This window comes from Flavobacterium praedii, assembly GCF_026810365.1.
Lineage (GTDB): Bacteria > Bacteroidota > Bacteroidia > Flavobacteriales > Flavobacteriaceae > Flavobacterium > Flavobacterium praedii.
Genome location: NZ_CP113948.1, coordinates 616466 through 636527, shown reverse-complemented (window position 1 = coordinate 636527; position 20062 = coordinate 616466). Strand labels below are relative to the sequence as shown.

At 33.9% G+C, this 20062-nt stretch carries 15 protein-coding genes; 8 read left to right on the top strand and 7 right to left on the bottom strand.

From position 1 onward, the window contains the following. Positions 1 to 71: 71 nt before the first annotated feature. From OYT91_RS02715 to OYT91_RS02700, 4 genes are all read left to right on the top strand, one after another. Positions 72 to 1022, top strand: a complete 951-nt coding sequence (locus OYT91_RS02715; RefSeq protein ID WP_281239406.1) for an alpha/beta hydrolase — start codon at positions 72 to 74, stop codon at positions 1020 to 1022. A gap of 19 nt (positions 1023 to 1041) precedes the next feature. After that, positions 1042 to 2082: a sensor histidine kinase gene (locus OYT91_RS02710; protein ID WP_281239405.1), complete on the top strand. Its 1041-nt coding sequence runs from the start codon at positions 1042 to 1044 to the stop codon at positions 2080 to 2082. Continuing rightward, positions 2072 to 2839 (top strand): LytR/AlgR family response regulator transcription factor, encoded by a 768-nt coding sequence (locus OYT91_RS02705; RefSeq protein ID WP_281239404.1) that lies wholly within the window; start codon positions 2072 to 2074, stop codon positions 2837 to 2839. Before OYT91_RS02710 ends, OYT91_RS02705 begins: the two co-directional genes overlap by 11 nt. Before the next feature lie 103 nt (positions 2840 to 2942). Further along, a complete protein-coding gene (locus tag OYT91_RS02700; RefSeq protein WP_281239403.1) occupies positions 2943 to 4481 on the top strand; it encodes a subtype B tannase in 1539 nt (512 codons plus the stop codon). 67 nt (positions 4482 to 4548) lie between these two features. Here the strand turns inward: OYT91_RS02700 and OYT91_RS02695 are convergent, their stop codons facing one another. The 6 genes from OYT91_RS02695 to OYT91_RS02670 form a co-directional block, all read right to left on the bottom strand. Beyond that, positions 4549 to 5520, bottom strand: coding sequence for an MlaD family protein (locus OYT91_RS02695; RefSeq protein WP_281239402.1), 972 nt, complete (start codon positions 5518 to 5520; stop codon positions 4549 to 4551). Between the two features lie 95 nt (positions 5521 to 5615). Beyond that, positions 5616 to 6368 carry an ABC transporter ATP-binding protein gene (locus OYT91_RS02690; protein ID WP_281239401.1) on the bottom strand — a complete coding sequence of 251 codons (753 nt, stop codon included), beginning with the start codon at positions 6366 to 6368 and terminating at the stop codon, positions 5616 to 5618. A 4-nt stretch (positions 6369 to 6372) separates the two neighbouring features. Beyond that, the gene (locus OYT91_RS02685; RefSeq protein ID WP_269223147.1) at positions 6373 to 7155 is read right to left on the bottom strand and encodes an MlaE family ABC transporter permease; all 783 of its coding nucleotides are present in this window, start codon (positions 7153 to 7155) and stop codon (positions 6373 to 6375) included. Between the two features lie 102 nt (positions 7156 to 7257). After that, the gene (locus OYT91_RS02680; RefSeq protein WP_269223148.1) at positions 7258 to 7551 is read right to left on the bottom strand and encodes a chaperone modulator CbpM; all 294 of its coding nucleotides are present in this window, start codon (positions 7549 to 7551) and stop codon (positions 7258 to 7260) included. Then, positions 7548 to 8441: a J domain-containing protein gene (locus OYT91_RS02675; RefSeq protein WP_281239400.1), complete on the bottom strand. Its 894-nt coding sequence runs from the start codon at positions 8439 to 8441 to the stop codon at positions 7548 to 7550. The genes OYT91_RS02680 and OYT91_RS02675 overlap by 4 nt, the downstream gene beginning before the upstream one ends. Positions 8442 to 8637: 196 nt before the next feature. Further along, on the bottom strand, positions 8638 to 11286 hold the full coding sequence (locus OYT91_RS02670; protein ID WP_281239399.1) for a patatin-like phospholipase family protein: 2649 nt from the start codon (positions 11284 to 11286) through the stop codon (positions 8638 to 8640). A gap of 204 nt (positions 11287 to 11490) precedes the next feature. On the opposite strand from OYT91_RS02670, the gene OYT91_RS02665 reads away from it, so the two are divergent. From OYT91_RS02665 to fumC, 3 genes are all read left to right on the top strand, one after another. Further along, a complete protein-coding gene (locus OYT91_RS02665; protein ID WP_281239398.1) occupies positions 11491 to 14202 on the top strand; it encodes a M16 family metallopeptidase in 2712 nt (903 codons plus the stop codon). Positions 14203 to 14610: 408 nt separating this feature from the next. After that, a complete protein-coding gene (locus OYT91_RS02660; protein WP_281239397.1) occupies positions 14611 to 15021 on the top strand; it encodes a hypothetical protein in 411 nt (136 codons plus the stop codon). Between the two features lie 69 nt (positions 15022 to 15090). After that, entirely contained in the window at positions 15091 to 16476 is a 1386-nt protein-coding gene (gene fumC, locus OYT91_RS02655) for a class II fumarate hydratase (protein ID WP_281239396.1), read from the top strand. 337 nt (positions 16477 to 16813) lie between these two features. Here fumC and OYT91_RS02650 read toward each other — a convergent pair whose 3' ends face one another. Then, positions 16814 to 18016, bottom strand: coding sequence for an NAD(P)-dependent oxidoreductase (locus OYT91_RS02650; protein WP_281239395.1), 1203 nt, complete (start codon positions 18014 to 18016; stop codon positions 16814 to 16816). Positions 18017 to 18258: 242 nt separating this feature from the next. Here OYT91_RS02650 and OYT91_RS02645 point away from each other — a divergent pair, with 242 nt between their 5' ends. Further along, positions 18259 to 19467 carry a serine hydrolase domain-containing protein gene (locus tag OYT91_RS02645; RefSeq protein ID WP_281239394.1) on the top strand — a complete coding sequence of 403 codons (1209 nt, stop codon included), beginning with the start codon at positions 18259 to 18261 and terminating at the stop codon, positions 19465 to 19467. Positions 19468 to 20062: the final 595 nt, after the last annotated feature.

The window sequence follows — 20062 nt, the reverse complement described above, 5'->3', positions numbered from 1 at the left end:
CATAAAGATAGATCAAAAGCCACTTCAAATAGCTTTTACTTTTGCGTCATTAGTAACAACAAAATTTTAAAATGATGATCAAGAAAGCAAAATTTATGTTTTTGGTAGTATTAGCTGGTTTTTCATTATTCTCATGTTCAAATGAGGATAAAAGTACCAATACCGATACCACTACAACAACTCCTCCTGCAACTACCGATGCGCAAACCTTTAAAGATGTAGCTTACGCAACCACATCAAGTGCACAAAAGATAGATATTTATGTACCTGCAGGTGTGGGGCCATTTCCCGCAGTAGTGCTAATACATGGTGGCGCTTTTAAAGCAGGAGATAAAGGAATGGAATCTGCAAACGCTGCGAAATTAGTATCAAATGGGTACGTTGCAATATCCGTTAATTATAGATTGAGTGGCGAAGCGGTTTTCCCAGCAGCAGTTCATGATTGTAAGGCGGCGATTCGATTTGTTAGAGCCAATGCAACCACTTACAAAATCAATCCAAATAAAATTGGATCTTGGGGGTCATCAGCTGGGGGAAATCTTTCGGCAATCATTGGAACCTCTGGCGGAGATACGTTTTTAGAAGGTACTCAAGGAACTTATTTAACGACTTCTTCAACAGTACAAGCAACTATAGATTGGTTTGGTCCAATTAATTTTGCTAGTATGGTACCAGAAGCCTTAGCTTTAGGTTTCCCTACAACCTACAATGTTGCCAATGAATCTCAATATCTAGGAATTGCTGATGCAAATAATCCAGAGAATATTGCACTGGTAAACAAAGCCAATCCTAGTAAATATATTGATGCAAATGATCCTCCCTTTTGGATTCAAGCCGGAAGTGTAGATCCTTTAATTCCATATACTCAAAGTTTCAATTTCTACAATGATTTGAAGGCCATTTTGGGAGAGAGCAAAGTAGGCTATGAATTGATTGAAGGAGCTGGTCACGGTGGTGCTTTATTTAGTACCGATGCCAATCTAAACAAAGCCATTTCATTTTTTGATTCTAAACTAAAATAACCCTAAATTTATCTGCAAGATGTTACGTCTTGCAGATTTTTATTTTATGTATAAATTCCATACAAAAACATTCTTTTTCCTTGCCTTGGCCATTGCCATTCTTTTGTCGTTATCACCTATGCTAATTTTAATTGCGCATCACAGCAGTTATGAGATTTTGGATAAAGTGATATTGTTTACAACAGCTTTTTTGATCACTTTTTGTAATTTATTTTTCCAAAATTGGTTACAATCTAAGGAGGTTACGGTTTGGAGAAGGGTTTGGCTTACTGCAGTGCTAAATTTTATTTTATTTGGGATTAATATAATGATTAGAATTCCATTTTGGAACAAGATTTTTTTAAACAAACCACCCTTTGCAGTCATTGCTGGAATAGATCTAGTACGTCATGCGATTATTGTGCTAGTTACTTTTTGGGTGGTTTCTTTTTTAAGAAAAATGGCAGCCGAGTCCACGTATAAAATCAAAGTGCGAGACTTAGAAAACCAAACCTTGCAGTTGCAATTAAAAAATTTAACGGCTCAGTTACAACCGCATTTCTTTTTTAATAGTTTGAATGTTTTGGCCGAATTAATTCATATCGATGTTCAAAAAAGCGATCAGTACATTCAGCATTTATCCAATATTTTTCGGTATGTTTTGACCAATCAAGAGCGAGCAATTATTGACTTAGAAGAAGAAATTAACTTTGTTTCTTCCTATTTATTTCTTTTAAAAATTCGATTCGATACTACCATAACGGTGACTCAAACACTAACCGATGCCAGTGCTTTTTCGATTCCTTCATTGTGTACTTTAGTGGTTTTAGAAAATATCGTCAAACACAATAATGTGGAGCATATGAAAATAACTATTTCGTTATCAAGCGATAAGTCCTATTTTGTAATCGCTAATTCATTAAACAAAAAAAACAGTATCGAAGTCGATAGTTTAGGAATTGGATTGGCCAATATTGAAAAAAGATGTCAGTTGTTGCTCCAAAAATCGATCCTAATTCAAGAAACAGATAGCTTATTTGAAGTGAAAATTCCATTAAAAATCAAGGAAAATGAATTTTAAAATCATCATCATTGAGGACGAAAAGTTAGCCGTTACTCGCATCAAAAGAATGCTCAACGAACTCGAAGATTCCTTCGAAATTGTGACGGAAATTAAAAGTGTAAAAGAAGGCATGGAGTGGTTTGCGGCCAATGAAAATAAACCTTTGGATTTCATTTTATCCGACATACAGTTGTTAGACGGGATTTCATTTGAAATATTCGAGCGATTTTCGATCACAACGCCAATTATTTTTACCACTGCTTATGATGAATATTTGCTAAAAGCTTTTAAAAATTATGGAATTGAATATCTTTTAAAACCTTTTTCGAACAAAGAATTGAGTTCGGCCATCGAAAAATTCAAAAGCTTAAAAAAAGCTCCCTCTCCATCATTACAATTTTCTGAAGAGCTATTTCGAGAACTTTTGAAAAACAAAGAAAATAAGTTTCCAACTTTAATTTCTTATGCAAGAGACAAGATTATTCCCGTAAAAACAGAAGAGGTGGTGTACTTTAGTTTGAGTCATCAGTCCGTTTTTGCGCATACAGAAAATCATAAATGGGTGCTCAATGAGAGTTTAAACCAGATCGAAGACCTATTGCCGCGACATCATTTTTATAGAGCCAACAGACAATTCATTATTCAAAGAAAGTACATAAAAGAAATTGAAAACTATTTTGGAGGCAAATTAAAAATTTTGGCCACCATAAAACACGAAGATATCCTGATTAGCAAGGATAATTGCAAAGATTTTAAAGATTGGTTAAAAGGGTAAGCATACAATTGAAAAGAGTTCTAGTCACTAGCAAATTCTTTTTTTAAAATATCCTTCCCTAAAAAAAATAAGTTAGTAAATAATTTTAAAAAATAATAAACATATGAAAAAAACAACCCTTTTATGTGTACTCTGCCTAGGCTTTTTTTCTGCCTTAAAAGCACAAAATCCAACGGAAAGTTTGAAATTGGATACTTCTAAATTTCAAGTACAAGAATTGACAATCGATGGAAAAACGATCAAAGTAAGAGCCTTTGAAAACAGGATGTATGTAAGCAATCCAGTAGATACGGCGTATCAAAAAATGAATATTTATATTCCTGAAGCCTACTTTAACAACCAAACGGTAAATGGCTATACCGCTCAAACTGCTCCTATTTTCTTTCCGAATAAAGTTGGCGGTTATATGCCCGCCAAACCAGCCACGACCAAAGATAACCCAATGGGAATGCGCCCACCCATCAACGGAGAAATGCCTACTATGGGCAACAGACCGCCAGAAGGATTACCTCCGATGAGAGAAAGAATGCCATCAAAACCGTTGACTGTTGTTGCTGCATTAGCCAGAGGATATGTAGTAGCTTCGCCGGGAGCGAGGGGAAGGACTTTAAAAGATCAAAATGGGAATTTCACAGGCAAAGCGCCTGCAGGCATTGTAGATTTGAAAGCTGCAGTTCGCTATTTGAAATTTAATGATGCTGTAATGCCTGGCGATGCCAATAAAATAATTTCAAACGGAACGAGTGCGGGTGGCGCCATGTCTACCTTGTTAGGAGCTACCGGAGAGGCCTTAGATTATGAGCCTTATTTGAATGCTATTGGTGCGGCAAAGGCGAGTGACGCTATTTTTGCAGTATCCGCTTACTGTCCGATCACCAATCTAGAACAAGCTGATATGACGTACGAATGGCAATTCAACGGAATAAATACCTATAAAAAAGGAGGGCCATTTGCCAAAAACAATGCGCAACCACAAGAATTGACAGCTGATCAAATAAAAGTATCCAACGAATTAAAGGAGTTATTCCCTGACTATTTAAATAGTTTACAGCTAAAAGATAAAAAGGGCAACCTACTGTCATTGGACAAAAACGGGAATGGTACGTTTAAAACCTTAGTTCAATCGTATGTGATGGCATCTGCCCAAAAAGCACTAGATTCGGGTGTTGATTTATCTGAATTTCCATTTGTAAAGGTAGCCCAATCAAAAGTAGTGGGACTAGATTACGAAGCGTATTTAATCTTTATAGGCCGACAAAAAACACCGCCCGCTTTTGATGCTTTAGACCTTTCAAGTCCAGAAACGCAACTTTTTGGAACCACAACAATCGATAACCAACATTTTACGCCATTTAGTAAAACACATTCAACCGTTACAGCAACCACTGCTGATGATCAATTGGTAAAAATGATGAACCCGATGCACTACATTGGTGTTTCGGGAGTGGCGACTTCTAAGCATTGGCGCATTCGACACGGGTCTAATGACAAAGATACAGGACTTGGTATTTCGGTGATGTTAGCTACTTTATTAGAAAACAATAATCTTCAAGTAGACTTAGCATTACCTTGGCAAAAACCGCATAGTGGCGATTACGATTTGGAAGAATTGTTTCAATGGATCGACGGAATTTGTAAATAGGTTTTTTAGCTCTTTTTTTACAGATATATCAAATTTAAAAAGAAATTCGAATAGTAATCAATAATAACTATTCGAATTTCTTTTTTTCCTTTTCTTGTTTTTTGAAATAGCCTCTCAATAAAAAACTGTGTTTCATAGCTTCTAAATCTTCATTTAGCAGAATAGTCGCTTTATTAAGGTTTGTCATAGTGGAATCTATTTTTTTGACCAAATGAGGATCATTAGACAAATAATTGATTGCGCCATCTCCGTTTTTGATATTCAAAACCGTGGTATTTAAATTGGTTACCACTTTGTTTATCTCTTGACTTGATTGGTCCAAATTGACTACGATTGTTTTTATTTTTTGGGCTACAGCAGGATCATTTAAAACCCCTATCACACTGTTTTTATTTCCCAAAGCCATAACTGTTTTATTAAGATTCTCTACAACATCACTTGTTCCTTTACTTGTCATTTTAAGATAATTCATGGTTTGTTTCAAATCGGATGCCATAAGAGTATCATTGACCAATGTTCCCAATGTTCCTTTTCCTTGCGTTATCTCTTTAGTGATTTTTAGCAAATCTGCGGTGAGTAAAGCCGCATTTTTATTGGTTACACTCAATGTGTTTAATAATTCCTCCGTACGAACACGATCTGAGGATTGTATGACATCACCGGGTTGAATTTGTTGTTGATCCCCCTTCCCTGGCATTATATTAATTACCATACTCCCAACCAAACCATCTGAACCTATGCTTGCCAAAGCATTTTTTTTAATATGTGGAAAAATAGATTTATCAATAATCATATCTACATTGATAGTCGTATCATTTACCATTTCGATCGCTCGAACGGTTCCAATATTAACTCCTGAATAGCGAACATTGTTGCCTAATTGTAATCCATTAACATTACTAAAAATGGCTGTAATATGATCTGTACTCCCAAACATTTTTTGCTTGTTGCCAATAAAATAAACTACTAGAACAAAAAGCATTAATCCTGAAATAACAAAAAAGCCCAATTTAATTTTCTCTGAAGCAGTTTTTTCCATTTTATTTATATTAGTTTCTAAATCACTAAGATTATAAGTTACTAAGATTAAATTACTTGCATTTTTGCAACTTAATAGCTTAGGCGCTTAGCCTCTTATTTAAAGAATGCTTGTACTTTTGGATCTTTGGAGCTTAATAATGCTTCATAAGTTCCTTCGGCATAATTAATTCCGTCAATTAATAAAATCATTCGATTGGATATCATTCTAGCACAATCGACATCATGTGTTATAATTATGGATGATGTATTGTATTTTTTTTGAACGGATACCATTAGCATTAAAATTTCTTTTGAGGTAATTGGATCCAATCCTGTTGTAGGTTCATCGTATAAAATAATTTTTGGTTTCAAAATTAAGGTTCTGGCCAAAGCAATTCTGCGCTTCATCCCACCTGAAAGTTCATTGGGCATCAAATTCATTGTATTTACCAATCCTACACTTTCTAAAGCTTCCATTACCAAGGGTGTCGTATCATTTATGAATCCAAATTTTTTGGTGTGTCGCCGCAAAGGAAATTCCAAATTTTCCCGTACCGACATGGAATCATATAAAGCACTCCCTTGAAAAAGGAAGCCTACTTCTGTCCTGAGTTCATCAAGTGTCTCTCTAGAGAGTTGTTTGATATCTTTTCCCATTACTTCAATACTTCCCGCATCTGCTTCTTCCAATCCTATGAGGCATTTAATCATCACCGATTTTCCTGAACCCGATTTTCCCATGACCACTAAATTTTCTCCTTGAAATAATTCTAGATTGAATCCATCCAAAACACAATTGGTACCAAAGCTTTTTTTCAAATCTTTGATGACAACAATGGCTTTTGTGTTTTTACTATTTGATTCCATTGGACTAGACATCATAAAAAATATTAGATACAAAAACAGCAATAAAATCAATTATAAAAAGTAACATCGATGAAAAAACAACAGCAGAATTGGCTGCTAACCCAACTCCTGCCGTTCCTTTTTTGCAATAATACCCTTTAAAACAACCAACTAATCCTATTGCAAAACCAAAAAAGAAAGTTTTTATGGTAGAAGGAATAACATCAAAAAATTCCAGATGATTGAAAACCTGAGTAAAATATAACAAAAGCGAGACATCTCCTTTTAAATTTTCGACCAAAAAGGAACCCAAAAGCGCCACACCATCTCCAATAAAAACTAAAATTGGCAACATCAAAGTGGTTGCTAAAATCCTTGTAACCACTAAATATTTAAAGGGATTGGTTCCCGAAACTTCCATTGCGTCTATTTGTTCCGTCACACGCATAGAGCCCAATTCGGCTCCGATTCCTGAGCCAATTCGTCCCGCACAAATCAAAGCAGTGATAATAGGTCCAATTTCTCTAAGAATAGAAACGCTTACCATCGCTGGAATCCAAGAAACGGCACCAAATTGTTGCAAAGTAGGACGAGATTGCAAAGTAAAAACCAATCCAATAATAAAACCCGTTACGCCAACTAATAACAAAGAACGGTTTCCCATATTATAACATTGTCGGAGGAATTCTTTAAATTCTAATGGCGGCTTGAAAACTTCTTTGAAAAAACGACCAGCAAAATCCGAAAGTTCACCAATTTCAAGGAGAAAACTTTTGAATGCTTCAATGATTCTAGAAATAGTATTCATTCTATTTTGCGATTAATTTCTATTGAGAATGCTATTCAACTTTACTTATATCCATTAATTTTCAATGCCGTACTCCATATCCATTGAAATATATTTTTCTTTTTAATTCTCAAATAATCGAAGTCGGTTATGAGTTGCAATTAATTCTTTTTGCAAATGATCTATTTTTTGCAAAAGATTAAAAATCACATCAATACCTTCTGGATTTACTTCCAATTCGTTGTGCAACCGAATCATTCGCTCTAAATTATGCATTTGATTTTCATGTATATAAGGCGACTGTTCCATGATCTCAATTTCTATCAGGCCCAAATCATGAAGATGGTTAAAAAATGATAGCTCTACTTGATAGTGAGCGCTAACTTTTTGCAAAAGGATTTTGTCATCGGTTTTCATAATGTTCTAAGCTTCGCTAGTTCTTCAAATAACTCTTTTTCTTTCTGTGTAAGGTTTGTCGGTACCAAAATTTGGTAAGAAATATATAAATCCCCATACTCCCCTTCCCTTTTATATATGGGAAAACCTTTGCCTTTCAATTTTACTTTAGTGCCGTTTTGCGTACCAGGTTTTACAGTTAATTTCACTTTCCCATCAAAGGTATTGGCTGTTATTTCGCCTCCCAAAATGGCAGTGTACACATCCAAATCTACCGTTGTATACAAATTATGTTGATCCAATTTGAAATTGGTATGATTTTCGATATTGAAAGTTAGGTACAAATCCCCTTTTGGTCCTCCATTAGCTCCTTCTCCACCTTGTCCTGGGATCTTTATAACCTGACCATTTTCAACACCCGCTGGAATGGTTAAGCGTATGTTTTTTCCGTTGATAGTAAGCGTGCGTTTGTGAGTAGTATAAACATCTTTCAAGTCCAAATGCAATTCGGCATTAAAATCCTGACCTTTAAAAGCGGTTGTTCGACCTCTGCCTCTTGAAGCTCCTCCTCCAAACATCGATTCAAAAAAATCAGAATAGTCGCCACCACCACCAAAACCAGTTTGTTGACCTCCATCACTTTGATATCGTTGTTGTTGCTGTCTGGCTTTTTCATATTCCTCACCATGTTCCCAATTTTCGCCATACTGATCGTATTTTTTACGATTCTCAGGATTGCTCAAAACGGCATTGGCTTCATTGAGTTCTTTGAATTTTTTCTCCGCTTCTTTATCGTTGGGATTTAAATCGGGATGGTATTTGCGTGCTAATCTTCGATACGCTTTTTTTACATCCGTTTCAGAAGCGCTTTTATCAATTTCTAATACTTTATAATAATCTATAAATGCCATTTTACAATAATTTAGATGCAAATTTTATTTAAAAAAAAACAAACATTTCACACTCAAATTTAAGCATTTTTAGGGATTAAAACTATGATATACAACGTAAAACAGTAAATTTTACAAATAAAAAAAGGGACAAAAACTATTTGAATATAAAAGCCCTTTATTACAAATAGAATGTGTTTTTTGCTACTCTATAACATTACTTAATTTCACCCATTTTATTGTACCATGGATTAATAAATACTAGATATAAATTTGAGATGGCCCAACCAACTGTGATTAATAAAAAGAAGCCTATCTTTTTCTTTACAACGGTTTCAATATTGATGACATTTGCCAAAAACTTAGATAAAAATCCAATTAAAAAAACAATCAATGTGAATCCAATAAAATTGTAGGTAATATCTATTTGGCCCCAAGGTTTTGCATTATTCCAATTCAATATTAAATAACTAAGTAAGAAAATCAAGAGCAATCCCCCAATGAATAATACAGAGAATCGCAACCACTTTGACATTCTTACTATCTTAAATGGCACAAAACAACTTACTTTTAATTGATTTACCAATTGTTTTTCTTTTGCAGGAATAGAACAAAACTCAGCCACTTTTAAGAAATCCCAATTCTCATTCTTTACATTAAAAGAGTTACTCTCATGCATCATTTGTTTGTAACCACTATACATTAAAGCATATGCTTCAAGATCATTAAAAGAATCCAGATCAGTTCGAACTTCGCTTAAGCCTTTCTGAATTTTCTTCATCAATCCAAATTTCAACAAAGCATTTTCGTCCTCAATTTCTTTGTCATAACTAATACTTCGATTCACATCGGTACAGTTTATCCAACTCACAGGCAATTGTGCCAATCCGTTTTTTAAATGAACAATAGAAAGTTTATTTACGATTGAAGTGTATTTTCGGGATTTTAAATCCAACAATTGAATTTCACGTAACCGTTCCTGTAATATAGTGTCGACTCTAAAAAACAAAGACATTGCATTTGCTGTATGCACGGCATTGTCAGGCATTTGGGCACTGGCATCGCTTACAATAATTTCGTTGCATTCTTGTTCCAATATCGAAGCAATACCTTGATTGTCATGAACTCCTCCGTCTATTAATTCTAAATCTAAATTTTCATACAACCCTTTTAAAACTAATGGCTGAAATAAAACAGGAACACAAGATGATGCTGCAACTGCATACCCCAATCGGAATTTTTGATATGGTTCTGGAGCATTTTCATAATACATTCTTCTCAAACGGGGTTTTACGTCAAAATCATCTGAAATATAAGTGGGTGGTTCCCCCATCCAAGAAGCGGTAAACTGCCAGTTATGCCCTGTATTTACTGCCGTAGAATTTAAAATGAGTTGAGGAACTTTATTCGATCTTTTCCAATTATCTTCATTTAATTTAAATTTTTGATCACCAAAAGGAGTAATAAACAAATCACTCATATATATTGGTTTTTCCTCCTTTGAATTTGAATTTTTATAAAAAAGTGGTTTATAAAAATACTCTTCGTACAATTCTCCCAATCGATGGGAACGCGAATACGATTCTCCCTTCCACATTTTGATATTGTCGGAGAAACTAGTTAACAATCGCATTCTCAAGTTTTCTTGAACGGCTGTCAAAAATTCAGATTCAATTTCTTTTACAATTTGGATATAATCTTCTGGAACAATAGTTTCATCGGCTTTACTTTCATACAATTGTTTTATTTTCAAATAATAAAAAGCCCCAATAATAGAACCACCTGACACACAAGAAATAACTTCAATATCTTTTAATTTATTTTTTTCGGCCAAAGCTGCCAATACGCCAATATGAAACAAAGCGGCTCTAAAACCACCTCCAGAAAGTCCTATTCCCAACTTATTTTGTTGCTTTGGTTTTGGATTCTCAGTAGTTTCATTTTCGTCCAATTGAAGATTTAAGGCAACTAAACATTCCTTTTGCAGATCATCATCAATTTCATGCTTGTAAAAAGGATCTTTGTTGGTTGATTTTTGATTTTTTTCTAAAGTTTGATAATTTGCCAAATTATAAAGCTGTTTGCTAAAGGATTTTATTTGCCAATTTTCAGTTTTGTCTTGAGTATAAAGTTTGATGAAATGAAGTGCTTTTTTATACATTCGCAAACCAAAAAAAGCTTCAGCCAAAGCCACATAAAGTTTCTCCTTGGCTTCAATTCCATCCTTAAAAATTACTTCTTCGGAATCCATTAAATATCCTTGAATAATCTCTCTTCTAGTCGCCTGAGCGATTTCAAAACGATCGAGAGTCTCTGACGTTATTTCAGAAGAATCGGAGAGTCCTTCAAGATTTTCAATTACAATTAATTCATTCAAATGAGCATAATGCACCGCTGTATTAATACAATCTGACTCGGTTTGAATGGTTTTATGGGTTTTATTTTTCCATATCAAGTACCCTTTTTTATAGTAAGCTCTCGATTGCAATAAATTGTGAAACTGATGATCAAACTTCCATTTACTCTTATAAATAGCACCCGCAATTCCGAGGGTTCTTGAATTTTTTGTATGCTCTAAGTCACAAAAAGATTTGAGTACATTGATGGCTTTATCAAATTTAAAATAGGAAGATAAAGTACTGTCTTTGTATATATTATCGGCTAAATCCTGATATTTTGATAATTTAATTTCAACGCCTTGATCTTCATTATCCTCTATCTTTTTTAATAAAATTTCTGTAGCATATCCATATTGCTCGTACTGAATCAGGTTTTGGTATAAATAATCAAAATCAATTGCATTTGAAATATCTTCTCCCCTCAAATAATTTTTAGCCCATGCAATTGCTTGCTTTTTATCTTCCATAATAAAAATATTAAACTTTGATTTCCAAACAAATACTTCTCAAATCAACAATTATCGTGAGAAACATTTTATAAAATTAAAAAATAATTACATAATAAGCGAAATTGCCCCAAAACAGTTCTTAAAGTTTTCAAAATAAATGATTATTCTTTCAAAAAAAAATATATTTTTACAATATAAACTTACAACAAACAAATAAATAAAATGAAAAAACTACTTCTTGCCTTTTCATTAGTTACTACTTTAGCAACTAATATTTATGCCCAAGAAGCTTCGTTTGTCACTTCCGTCGAAGGGATAAAAGAGTATAGCTTGGCCAATGGGATGAAAATTCTATTAATTCCTGATGCATCACAATCGAATGTTGTTGTGAATATTGTTTACGGAGTTGGTTCTCGCCATGAAGGTTATGGAGAATCTGGAATGGCACATTTACTGGAACACATGTTGTTCAAACGTTCTTCAAAATTTACCGATATCAAAAAAACAATAGCCGATAAAGGAGCTCAAGCCAATGGTACCACTTATTATGACCGTACCAATTATTATGAAATTTTACCAGCAACAGATGAAAATCTAAAATGGGCGTTGGAAATGGAAGCTGATAGAATGATGACTTCTGCTATACTTCAATCCGATTTAGACACGGAATTCAGTGTGGTTCGAAATGAGTTTGAAATTGGCGAAAATTACCCTTCTGGTGTTCTGAATGAACGTATACTTTCTACTGCTTATTTATGGCATAATTATGGTAAATCGACCATTGGAAGTAAAGAAGATATTGAAAGGGTTCCTGCTAGTCGTTTAAAATTATTTTATCAAAAATATTACCAACCCAACAATTCAACACTTGTAATTGGAGGTAAATTTGATGAGAAAAAAACACTTACTTGGATCAAAGATTACTTTGCTTCAATTCCAAAATCTAAAACTGAAATTGAACAAACCTACACCGTTGAGCCTCCACAAGATGGAGAACGCTTTGTAGAATTAAAAAGAAATGGGGATATTCAATATGTTGCTATGGCTTACCACTCCCCTAGCTTTTCGGACAAAGAATATGCAGCCAATAATGCTTTAATTTCAATTTTGACCAATAATCCATCTGGAGTATTATACAAAACATTAGTTGAAACCAAACTAGCAACTAGCGTTTATGGCTATACTGGAACTTTAAAAGATCCAGGGATAAGTTATTTTGCTTGTGAAATTGCCAAAGACAAAGACATCAATACCGTTCAAAAACCATTTTTGGATGTTATGAATACGGTTCCTCAAATGACTTTTACCGAAGATGATTTGAAACGTGCCAAAAATGAATTATTAAAACAATTCGAAAATACGTACAACAAAACCATCAACTTATCAATTGCTATAACAGAATGTATTGGAGCTGGAGACTGGCGTTTGTTTTTTTTAGACAGAGACAATATTGAAAAATTAACAGTTGCTGACATTCAAAACGCAGCCAAAAAATACTATTTGCAAAGCAATAGAACTTGGGGACGTTTTATTCCAGAAACTACGAGCGAAAGAACAAAAGTAAGCGACACTAAGGATATAGCTGCACTTGTTTCGGGTTACAAAGGAAAAGCAATGGAAGCCAACACTGCAACTTTTGAAACTTCGGTTGCCAATATTGTAAAATCGACTGAAGAAGGGAAATTAGCCTCTGGCGGTAAATATGCTTTATTGGAAAAGCCTTCTAAAGGTGATAAAATTGAAGCAAGAATAATTTTGAGAATGGGAGATGAGAAGTCATTAAGCCAAAAATCAATGATTGCCAATTTGACGGCTGGCATGTTAAAATTAGGAACTAAAACCAGAAGCAAAAAAGACATCAATGATCAATTGGATCAATACAAAATTAATCTAAGTCTAGGTGGATCTGTAGACGGTTTATTTGTGAGAGTGAGCACGGACAAAGCCAATTTAAGCAATGCTTTAAACTTGGTGCAGGACATTTTAAGAAATCCTTCGTTTGATGCAACTGAATTTGAAAAATTAAAACTAGAAACCAAAAGCGGACTAGAAGCCAATCAAAACGATCCTCAAGCAGTTGCTAGTGAAGAATTAACAAAAATTACTACGTTATATCCAAAAACGCATCCGTATTACTCGGAAACTACCGTGGAGAGTTTGGCTACTTTAAACAAGATTACACTTGAAGATGTAAAAAATTATTATGCTGCTTTTTATGGTGGATCCAACAGTATCTCTTCGTTTGTAGGCGGAATAGACAAACCGGTTATTTTAAAGTTCTTAAACAGCACTTTTGAAAATTGGAAACCTAAAACAGGGTACAAAAGAATTTCTACTCAATATTTTGATACCAAATCGGGAGACAAAACTATTCAGATTAATGACAAAACCAATGCCGTTTTATTTGGTAAAATCAATTTGAATATTGGAGAAAAAAATCCTGATTATCCAGCTGTTGAAATGGCTAACGAATTACTGGGTGGAGGAGCTTTCTTGTCGTCTAGAATTCCACAACGTTTGCGTGAAACTGAAGGTTTAAGTTATGGTGCTGGATCTTATATTCAAGCAAATGCTATTGATCCTACAACAGAATGGGGATTGTATGCTTTTTATAACCCTACAATGAAAGAAAAGTTGATTGCTGCTTTGAATGAAGAAATACAAAAAGCAATTGCCAAAGGATTTACCAAAGAAGAATTTGACAATTCCCTAAAATCATGGTTGCAAGGCAGACAAACAATGCTTGGAACAGATGAATTTTTGGTTCGTGAATTAAGAGAAAATATGGATTTAGGTAAAACTTTTAAAGACTACGAAGATTTTGAAAACAAAGTAAAAAGCTTAGATGTTCAAAAAGTAAATACCGCTTTGGTTAAATATTTTGATCCTAAAAAATTAGTAATTGTGAATGCAGGTGATTTTGTAAAAAAATAGTTTTTTTTAAGTTGCTTAGAAACTAACATTCTAAGTTACTACTATAAATCACAGTTTTGAATAATTAAATAAAGTTCAAATTTGTTAAAAGGTATTGAGAAATCAGTACCTTTTTTTGTTTTGTTTTATAAAAAAAACAGACTAAAAAAACAATTGTTATTTTAATTCATTTTATAGCAAAAGAACAATTGGTATTTACAATTACTTTTCTTAATAATCTGATTATTACACCATTAATATTAAAACAAGTATCCATTTAAGATTAAAATTCATTCTTATTTTGTAAATTTATAATACTAATTTTTATTGTCAAAAATTATTGTCATATCAATACAATTATTACAAGAGCTTTAAATAAAACAAAATAAGCAGAACTTAAGTTCATTTATAAATTAAAAAAATAAAGTCATGAAAAAACAAACTGGAATATGGATTGACTCATCAAAAGCTATAATCGTTACTCTTGATGGTGAAAAGCAAAAAATATCTGAAATCGAATCTAATTTAGAAAACAAAATATACCATGAAAAAGAGGGAAGTAAAGGAACCTTCAATGGAAGTCATCATGGCAGTGACGAAAATAAATTTGATAAAAAACGAAAAAATGAAACAAATCAATTTCTTAAAAATATTCTTTCGAATATAAAATTAGTTGATGAGCTATATATTTTTGGGCCTGCTGAAACCAAAATAAAATTAGAACAAAAAATAAACACCGATAAATCATTCGATTCAAGCAAACTAAAATTGGTTGAAACTGCAGAAAGTAACTTAACCACGAATCAGATTGTAGCAAAAGTAAAAAAATTCTACCATTGAAAAAGGATTAGCTTTGTAGAACACAAGAGATCTTAATGATATTCAACTCCAATATGATAAAACATTGAAATGAAATATAGAATCGAAAAAGACACTATGGGAGAAGTCCAAGTTCCAATTGATAAATATTGGGGTGCACAAACGGAACGCTCCAGAAATAATTTTAAAATTGGTACACCTGCATCCATGCCAAAAGCAATTATTGAAGGTTTTGCCTATCTCAAAAAAGCAGCTGCCTATACCAATTGCGAACTGGGTGTTTTATCTGTTGAAAAAAGGGATTATATTGCCTTAGTATGTGATGAGATTCATGAAGGGAAACTTGATGATCAGTTTCCGCTTGTGATTTGGCAAACGGGTTCTGGCACACAAAGTAATATGAATGTCAATGAAGTGATAGCCAACCGAGCTCAAATACTAAAAAGACGGAGCATTACTGAAGACGAACCTTTTATTAGCGCCAATGATGATGTTAATAAATCACAATCGTCCAATGATACATTTCCAACAGCTATGCATATTGCAGCTTATAAAATTGTGGTTGAAAATACCCTTCCAAATGTTGAAAAATTAAGAGACACACTTCAAGAAAAAGCAATAGCATTTCAATCTGTAGTCAAAATAGGCCGTACTCATTTGATGGACGCCACTCCGCTTACTTTGGGTCAGGAGATTTCGGGTTATGTTGCACAATTAAATTATGGCCTGAAAGCAATAAAAAATACATTGGAACATTTATCCCAAATTGCTTTGGGCGGAACCGCTGTAGGAACCGGATTGAATGCGCCAAAAGGATATGACACAAAAGTTGCCGAATATATTGCGGCGTTTACTGGACACCCTTTTGTAACAGCTCCCAATAAATTTGAAGCTTTGGCAGCTCATGATGCTATAGTAGAAACACATGGTGCATTGAAACAATTGGCTGTTTCGTTGCATAAAATTGCCAATGACATTCGGATGTTGGCCTCTGGTCCAAGATCTGGAATCGGAGAACTCTTAATACCTGAAAATGAGCCTGGCTCCTCTATTATGCCGGGAAAAGTTAATCCAACACAATGCGAAGCGCTTACTATGGTTTGTGCTCAAGTGATGGGAAATGATGTTGCCATAACCATTGGAGGCATGCAAGGGCATTATGAATTAAATGTCTTTAAACCCATGATGGCGGCCAACTTCCTGCAATCGGCCCAATTATTAGGAGATGCCTGCCTGTCTTTTGATTTGCATTGCGCACAAGGAATTGAACCCAACTACAAACGAATTAAGGAATTGGTCACTAATTCTTTAATGCTTGTTACTGCATTAAATACCAAAATCGGATATTATAAGTCGGCCGAAATAGCTCAAACCGCACATAAAAATGGAACAACACTTAAAGAAGAAGCCGTTCGATTGGGTTATGTAACGCCCGAAGAATTTGATGCATGGGTTAAACCAGAGGGTATGGTCTAGATTTTTAGAATATAGAAAAGAGGAAATAGAACTTTTGGAAAATCGCAAAGCTATTACGTAATCACAGTTCACTCGTTTTCCTGGAAGCTCTTGCGTACGCGTGAGTGGTAGCAGCTAGCTACCGAAGTAGCGCGGATAACAAGACAGCATTAAGGGAAAGAGCCGAATAAGCGATCCTATAAGTTGGCTCTTTTCCTTAATGGTGGCACGCCCACACGAGCTTTAGTGAACCGACGAAGTAAATGATTTTGAAAACAGCTATATACTAAAAAAACCTGTAAATCTATACGTTTACAGGTTTCTGTCTTATAATTCAATTTTTTAAAATTTACTTTTTTTATTTACCGTCAACATAATCTTGTAAATAGCTGAAACGCTCGGTAAGTTTTCCATTTTCGGTCATTTTTGCTCTATGGAGGATTCCATCTTTGTCCCCATTGAAAAAAGCGGGAAGCACATATTCTGAAAACATTTCACCAAAACCTTCACTCGCATCTTTTGGCAATTCACACGGCAAATTGTCTACCGCCATAACCACAATTGCGGCGGGATGAAAAACATCTACTTCTTTATTTTCACTTGGTAAATATCCGTACAAAGGTTCGGCAATTGTGGAAGCTCTTAAAGTACATGCTATTGGACCATTTACATCGCAAGAAACATCAGCAACTACTTTTATATTACAATCATGGGCTTGAAGCATTTCGCGAGTCAAAATTGGAGGCGCATCATTTGCATAAAAATGTCCTGCAATATAGATATCAGACACTTTTGTAAAACGCTCAAAATCGGAAATATATTCGGTTGGATTCTGATGAAAATCTGTAAAATCTAAAACTTGACCGTCCTTTCTTTTATTATAATCTAATACGTCAATCTGCGTATAAACAGGCTGTGTATAGTTTTTAGTCAAGTAATTTTCTACTGAAACTTCTTTGATTTTCATGGCATCCAAAATTTCTTTGGCTCCATTACCTACTTTTCCAGTCCCCGTTACTACAATTTTTAAAGGAGGTAAAATCAATCGTTTCAAATGCATAATCAAGGCATCTTTTCCAGAAAGGGTTTCGGCTTTGGGCATTTTAAACAACTCGAATTTTATTCCAAACGCACGAAAAGCATTGTAAGCACCTACAATTCCAGCATAGCGACCAAAACCAATTAATCTTCGGTTATGGGAGTCAACAATGGTTTCATGATCGTACAATTCAATATTTTTTTCGAGAATGGCTTGTAACAACTTTCTATTATAAGGTTGTTTCTTTATAGTATGCGAAAAAAAGAAATAGGCTTTATTGGGAATCAAATTTTCGACTGGAACTTCTTTTACTCCAAAAAGAACATCGCAATCACTCACATCATTGGTTACTTCAATGCCCATATTATGATATTGGCTATCAGTAAACACCCTAATATCAGAGCTTTCAACCTTAACTGTTGCACCATGATACAACTGCTTCACTTTGGCCAATTCACCTGGTGAGAAAACAACTCTTCTATCTGGCGGGTTCTTTCTTTCTTTTATAATTCCGAACTTCATATTTTGAATTTAAATATATTATTATAACTATATTCGACATATTTGTTACAAATATAACATAATAAACCAAATACCTTCCTTTTTATATAAAAATTGAAACGTCGAAAATCTTAAAATAGTGATGATTAAAGAAGTATAAAAAAATACTTTTTTAGCTACAGAACAAAACAGTTGTTAATATTAAAAAAAAACAAAAACAAAACCGCGGGAATCTATATATTTGCTTTTTAAGTACCTCGAAAATGATTTTTATAAAAAAGGCAAATATACTACATTTACTTCTAGTAATGGTAATGGTTGGTTCGTGTAAAAATGAATCAAAAGAAACGACAAAACCAGAAATAAAAGATGCTGATCTTCCAAAGGGCATATTACCCAAAATGAAGCCTTTGGTAAACGAAACTCCAAAACTTACTGCCTCTTATGTTGCAGAAAAGAAAAGGGAAATAGATTCTTTTTATAATAAAAACTGGCCTAATAACAGTATGAATGGTGGCTTTTTGGTTGCTAAAAACGGTCAAATTATCTATGAAAAATATGAAGGTTATGCCAACCTAAGAGATAAAACTCCTATTACCAGCACTACCCCTATCCATATTGCCTCTGTTAGCAAAGTACTTACTGCAACTGCAGTTTTGAAATTGGTAAATGCCAAAAGAATCGATTTGGATCAAAAAGTAACTGATTTTTTACCCGAATTTCCGTATCCTGAAGTAACAATCAGAATGCTATTGAGTCATAGAAGTGGAATGCGCAGTTATGCTTATTTTACCGATCGTGATAAAAATGTTTGGGACAGGCACAATACATTGACCAATCAAGATATTTTAACCATAATGGGGACAAAAAATATTGGTTTGGAACAAAAAACAGGTACTCGCTTTGCCTATTGCAATACCAATTATGCCATGCTGGCTTTGATTATCGAAAAAGTAACCAAGCTTTCTTACCGTGAAGCCATGAGTCAAATCATTTTCAAACCATTGGGAATGTCAAATACTTTTGTACTGGATTTTGATAAAGACAAACATAATGTAGCGCCATCTTATAAAGCAAACCGAGTAGAAATAGGTATCGATTATCTGGATAAAGTTTATGGTGACAAAAACATTTACTCGACACCTAGAGATTTATTAAAATTTGATAGAGCAAGAAATTCACCTTCCTTTTTAGAACCCGAATTGTTAGCCCAAGTGTACACAGGTTATAGCAACGAACGAAAAGGAACCAAAAATTATGGTTTGGGAATACGCATGATCAATTGGGATAATGGAAAAAACTTCTATTTTCACAATGGTTGGTGGCATGGATTTACTTCTTCATATATTCCATTGAAAGATGAGAATGTAACTATAATTGCTTTGTCCAATAAATTTACAAGAAGTACTTATGCGGTTCGAAAACTATCCGTTTTATTTGGGGATTATCCTTTTAAAATTGAAGATGAATAGAATGATATTTTAGATTGAAGATTGTTTTTTTTATTGGTTCTGCCCTCAACTGTGTGGATTTTATCAAATAGAGACTTTTATCAAAATAAAATTTTGATAAATAATAAACCATTAAGGAATTAAGATTAATTAAGGTTACAATTGCTTAATAAATCTTACATCCTTAATGGTTTAGAGTTTTAAATTTAAAAACCTACACAATTCGTGGTAGAACCTTTTTATTCAATAATGAGATTTAACCCGTTGGGTAAAATTATTTTTACCACATAGAAACCAATGTCGTTTCTTTAAGGAACTTTCAGACCAAACTCGTTTAGTTTGTCATTTCGACCAGCGGGAGAAATCACATTACATGAACACATAATGTGATTCCTCCTTCGTCGGAATGACAAAACCCACTCTTAAGGAAACGACATTAACATAGAAACATAGAATTTATAGTTTTTAAAAGAATGAAATAGACGTTTTGCTTTTCACATAACAATTCTATGTGTGAAATAGTCCTATTTCTATTTATTCTTTGCCTATTTGGCAATAATCTATGATTCTATGTGGTTAAATTTTTACTTTATTTGAATTTCACCCAACGGGTTGA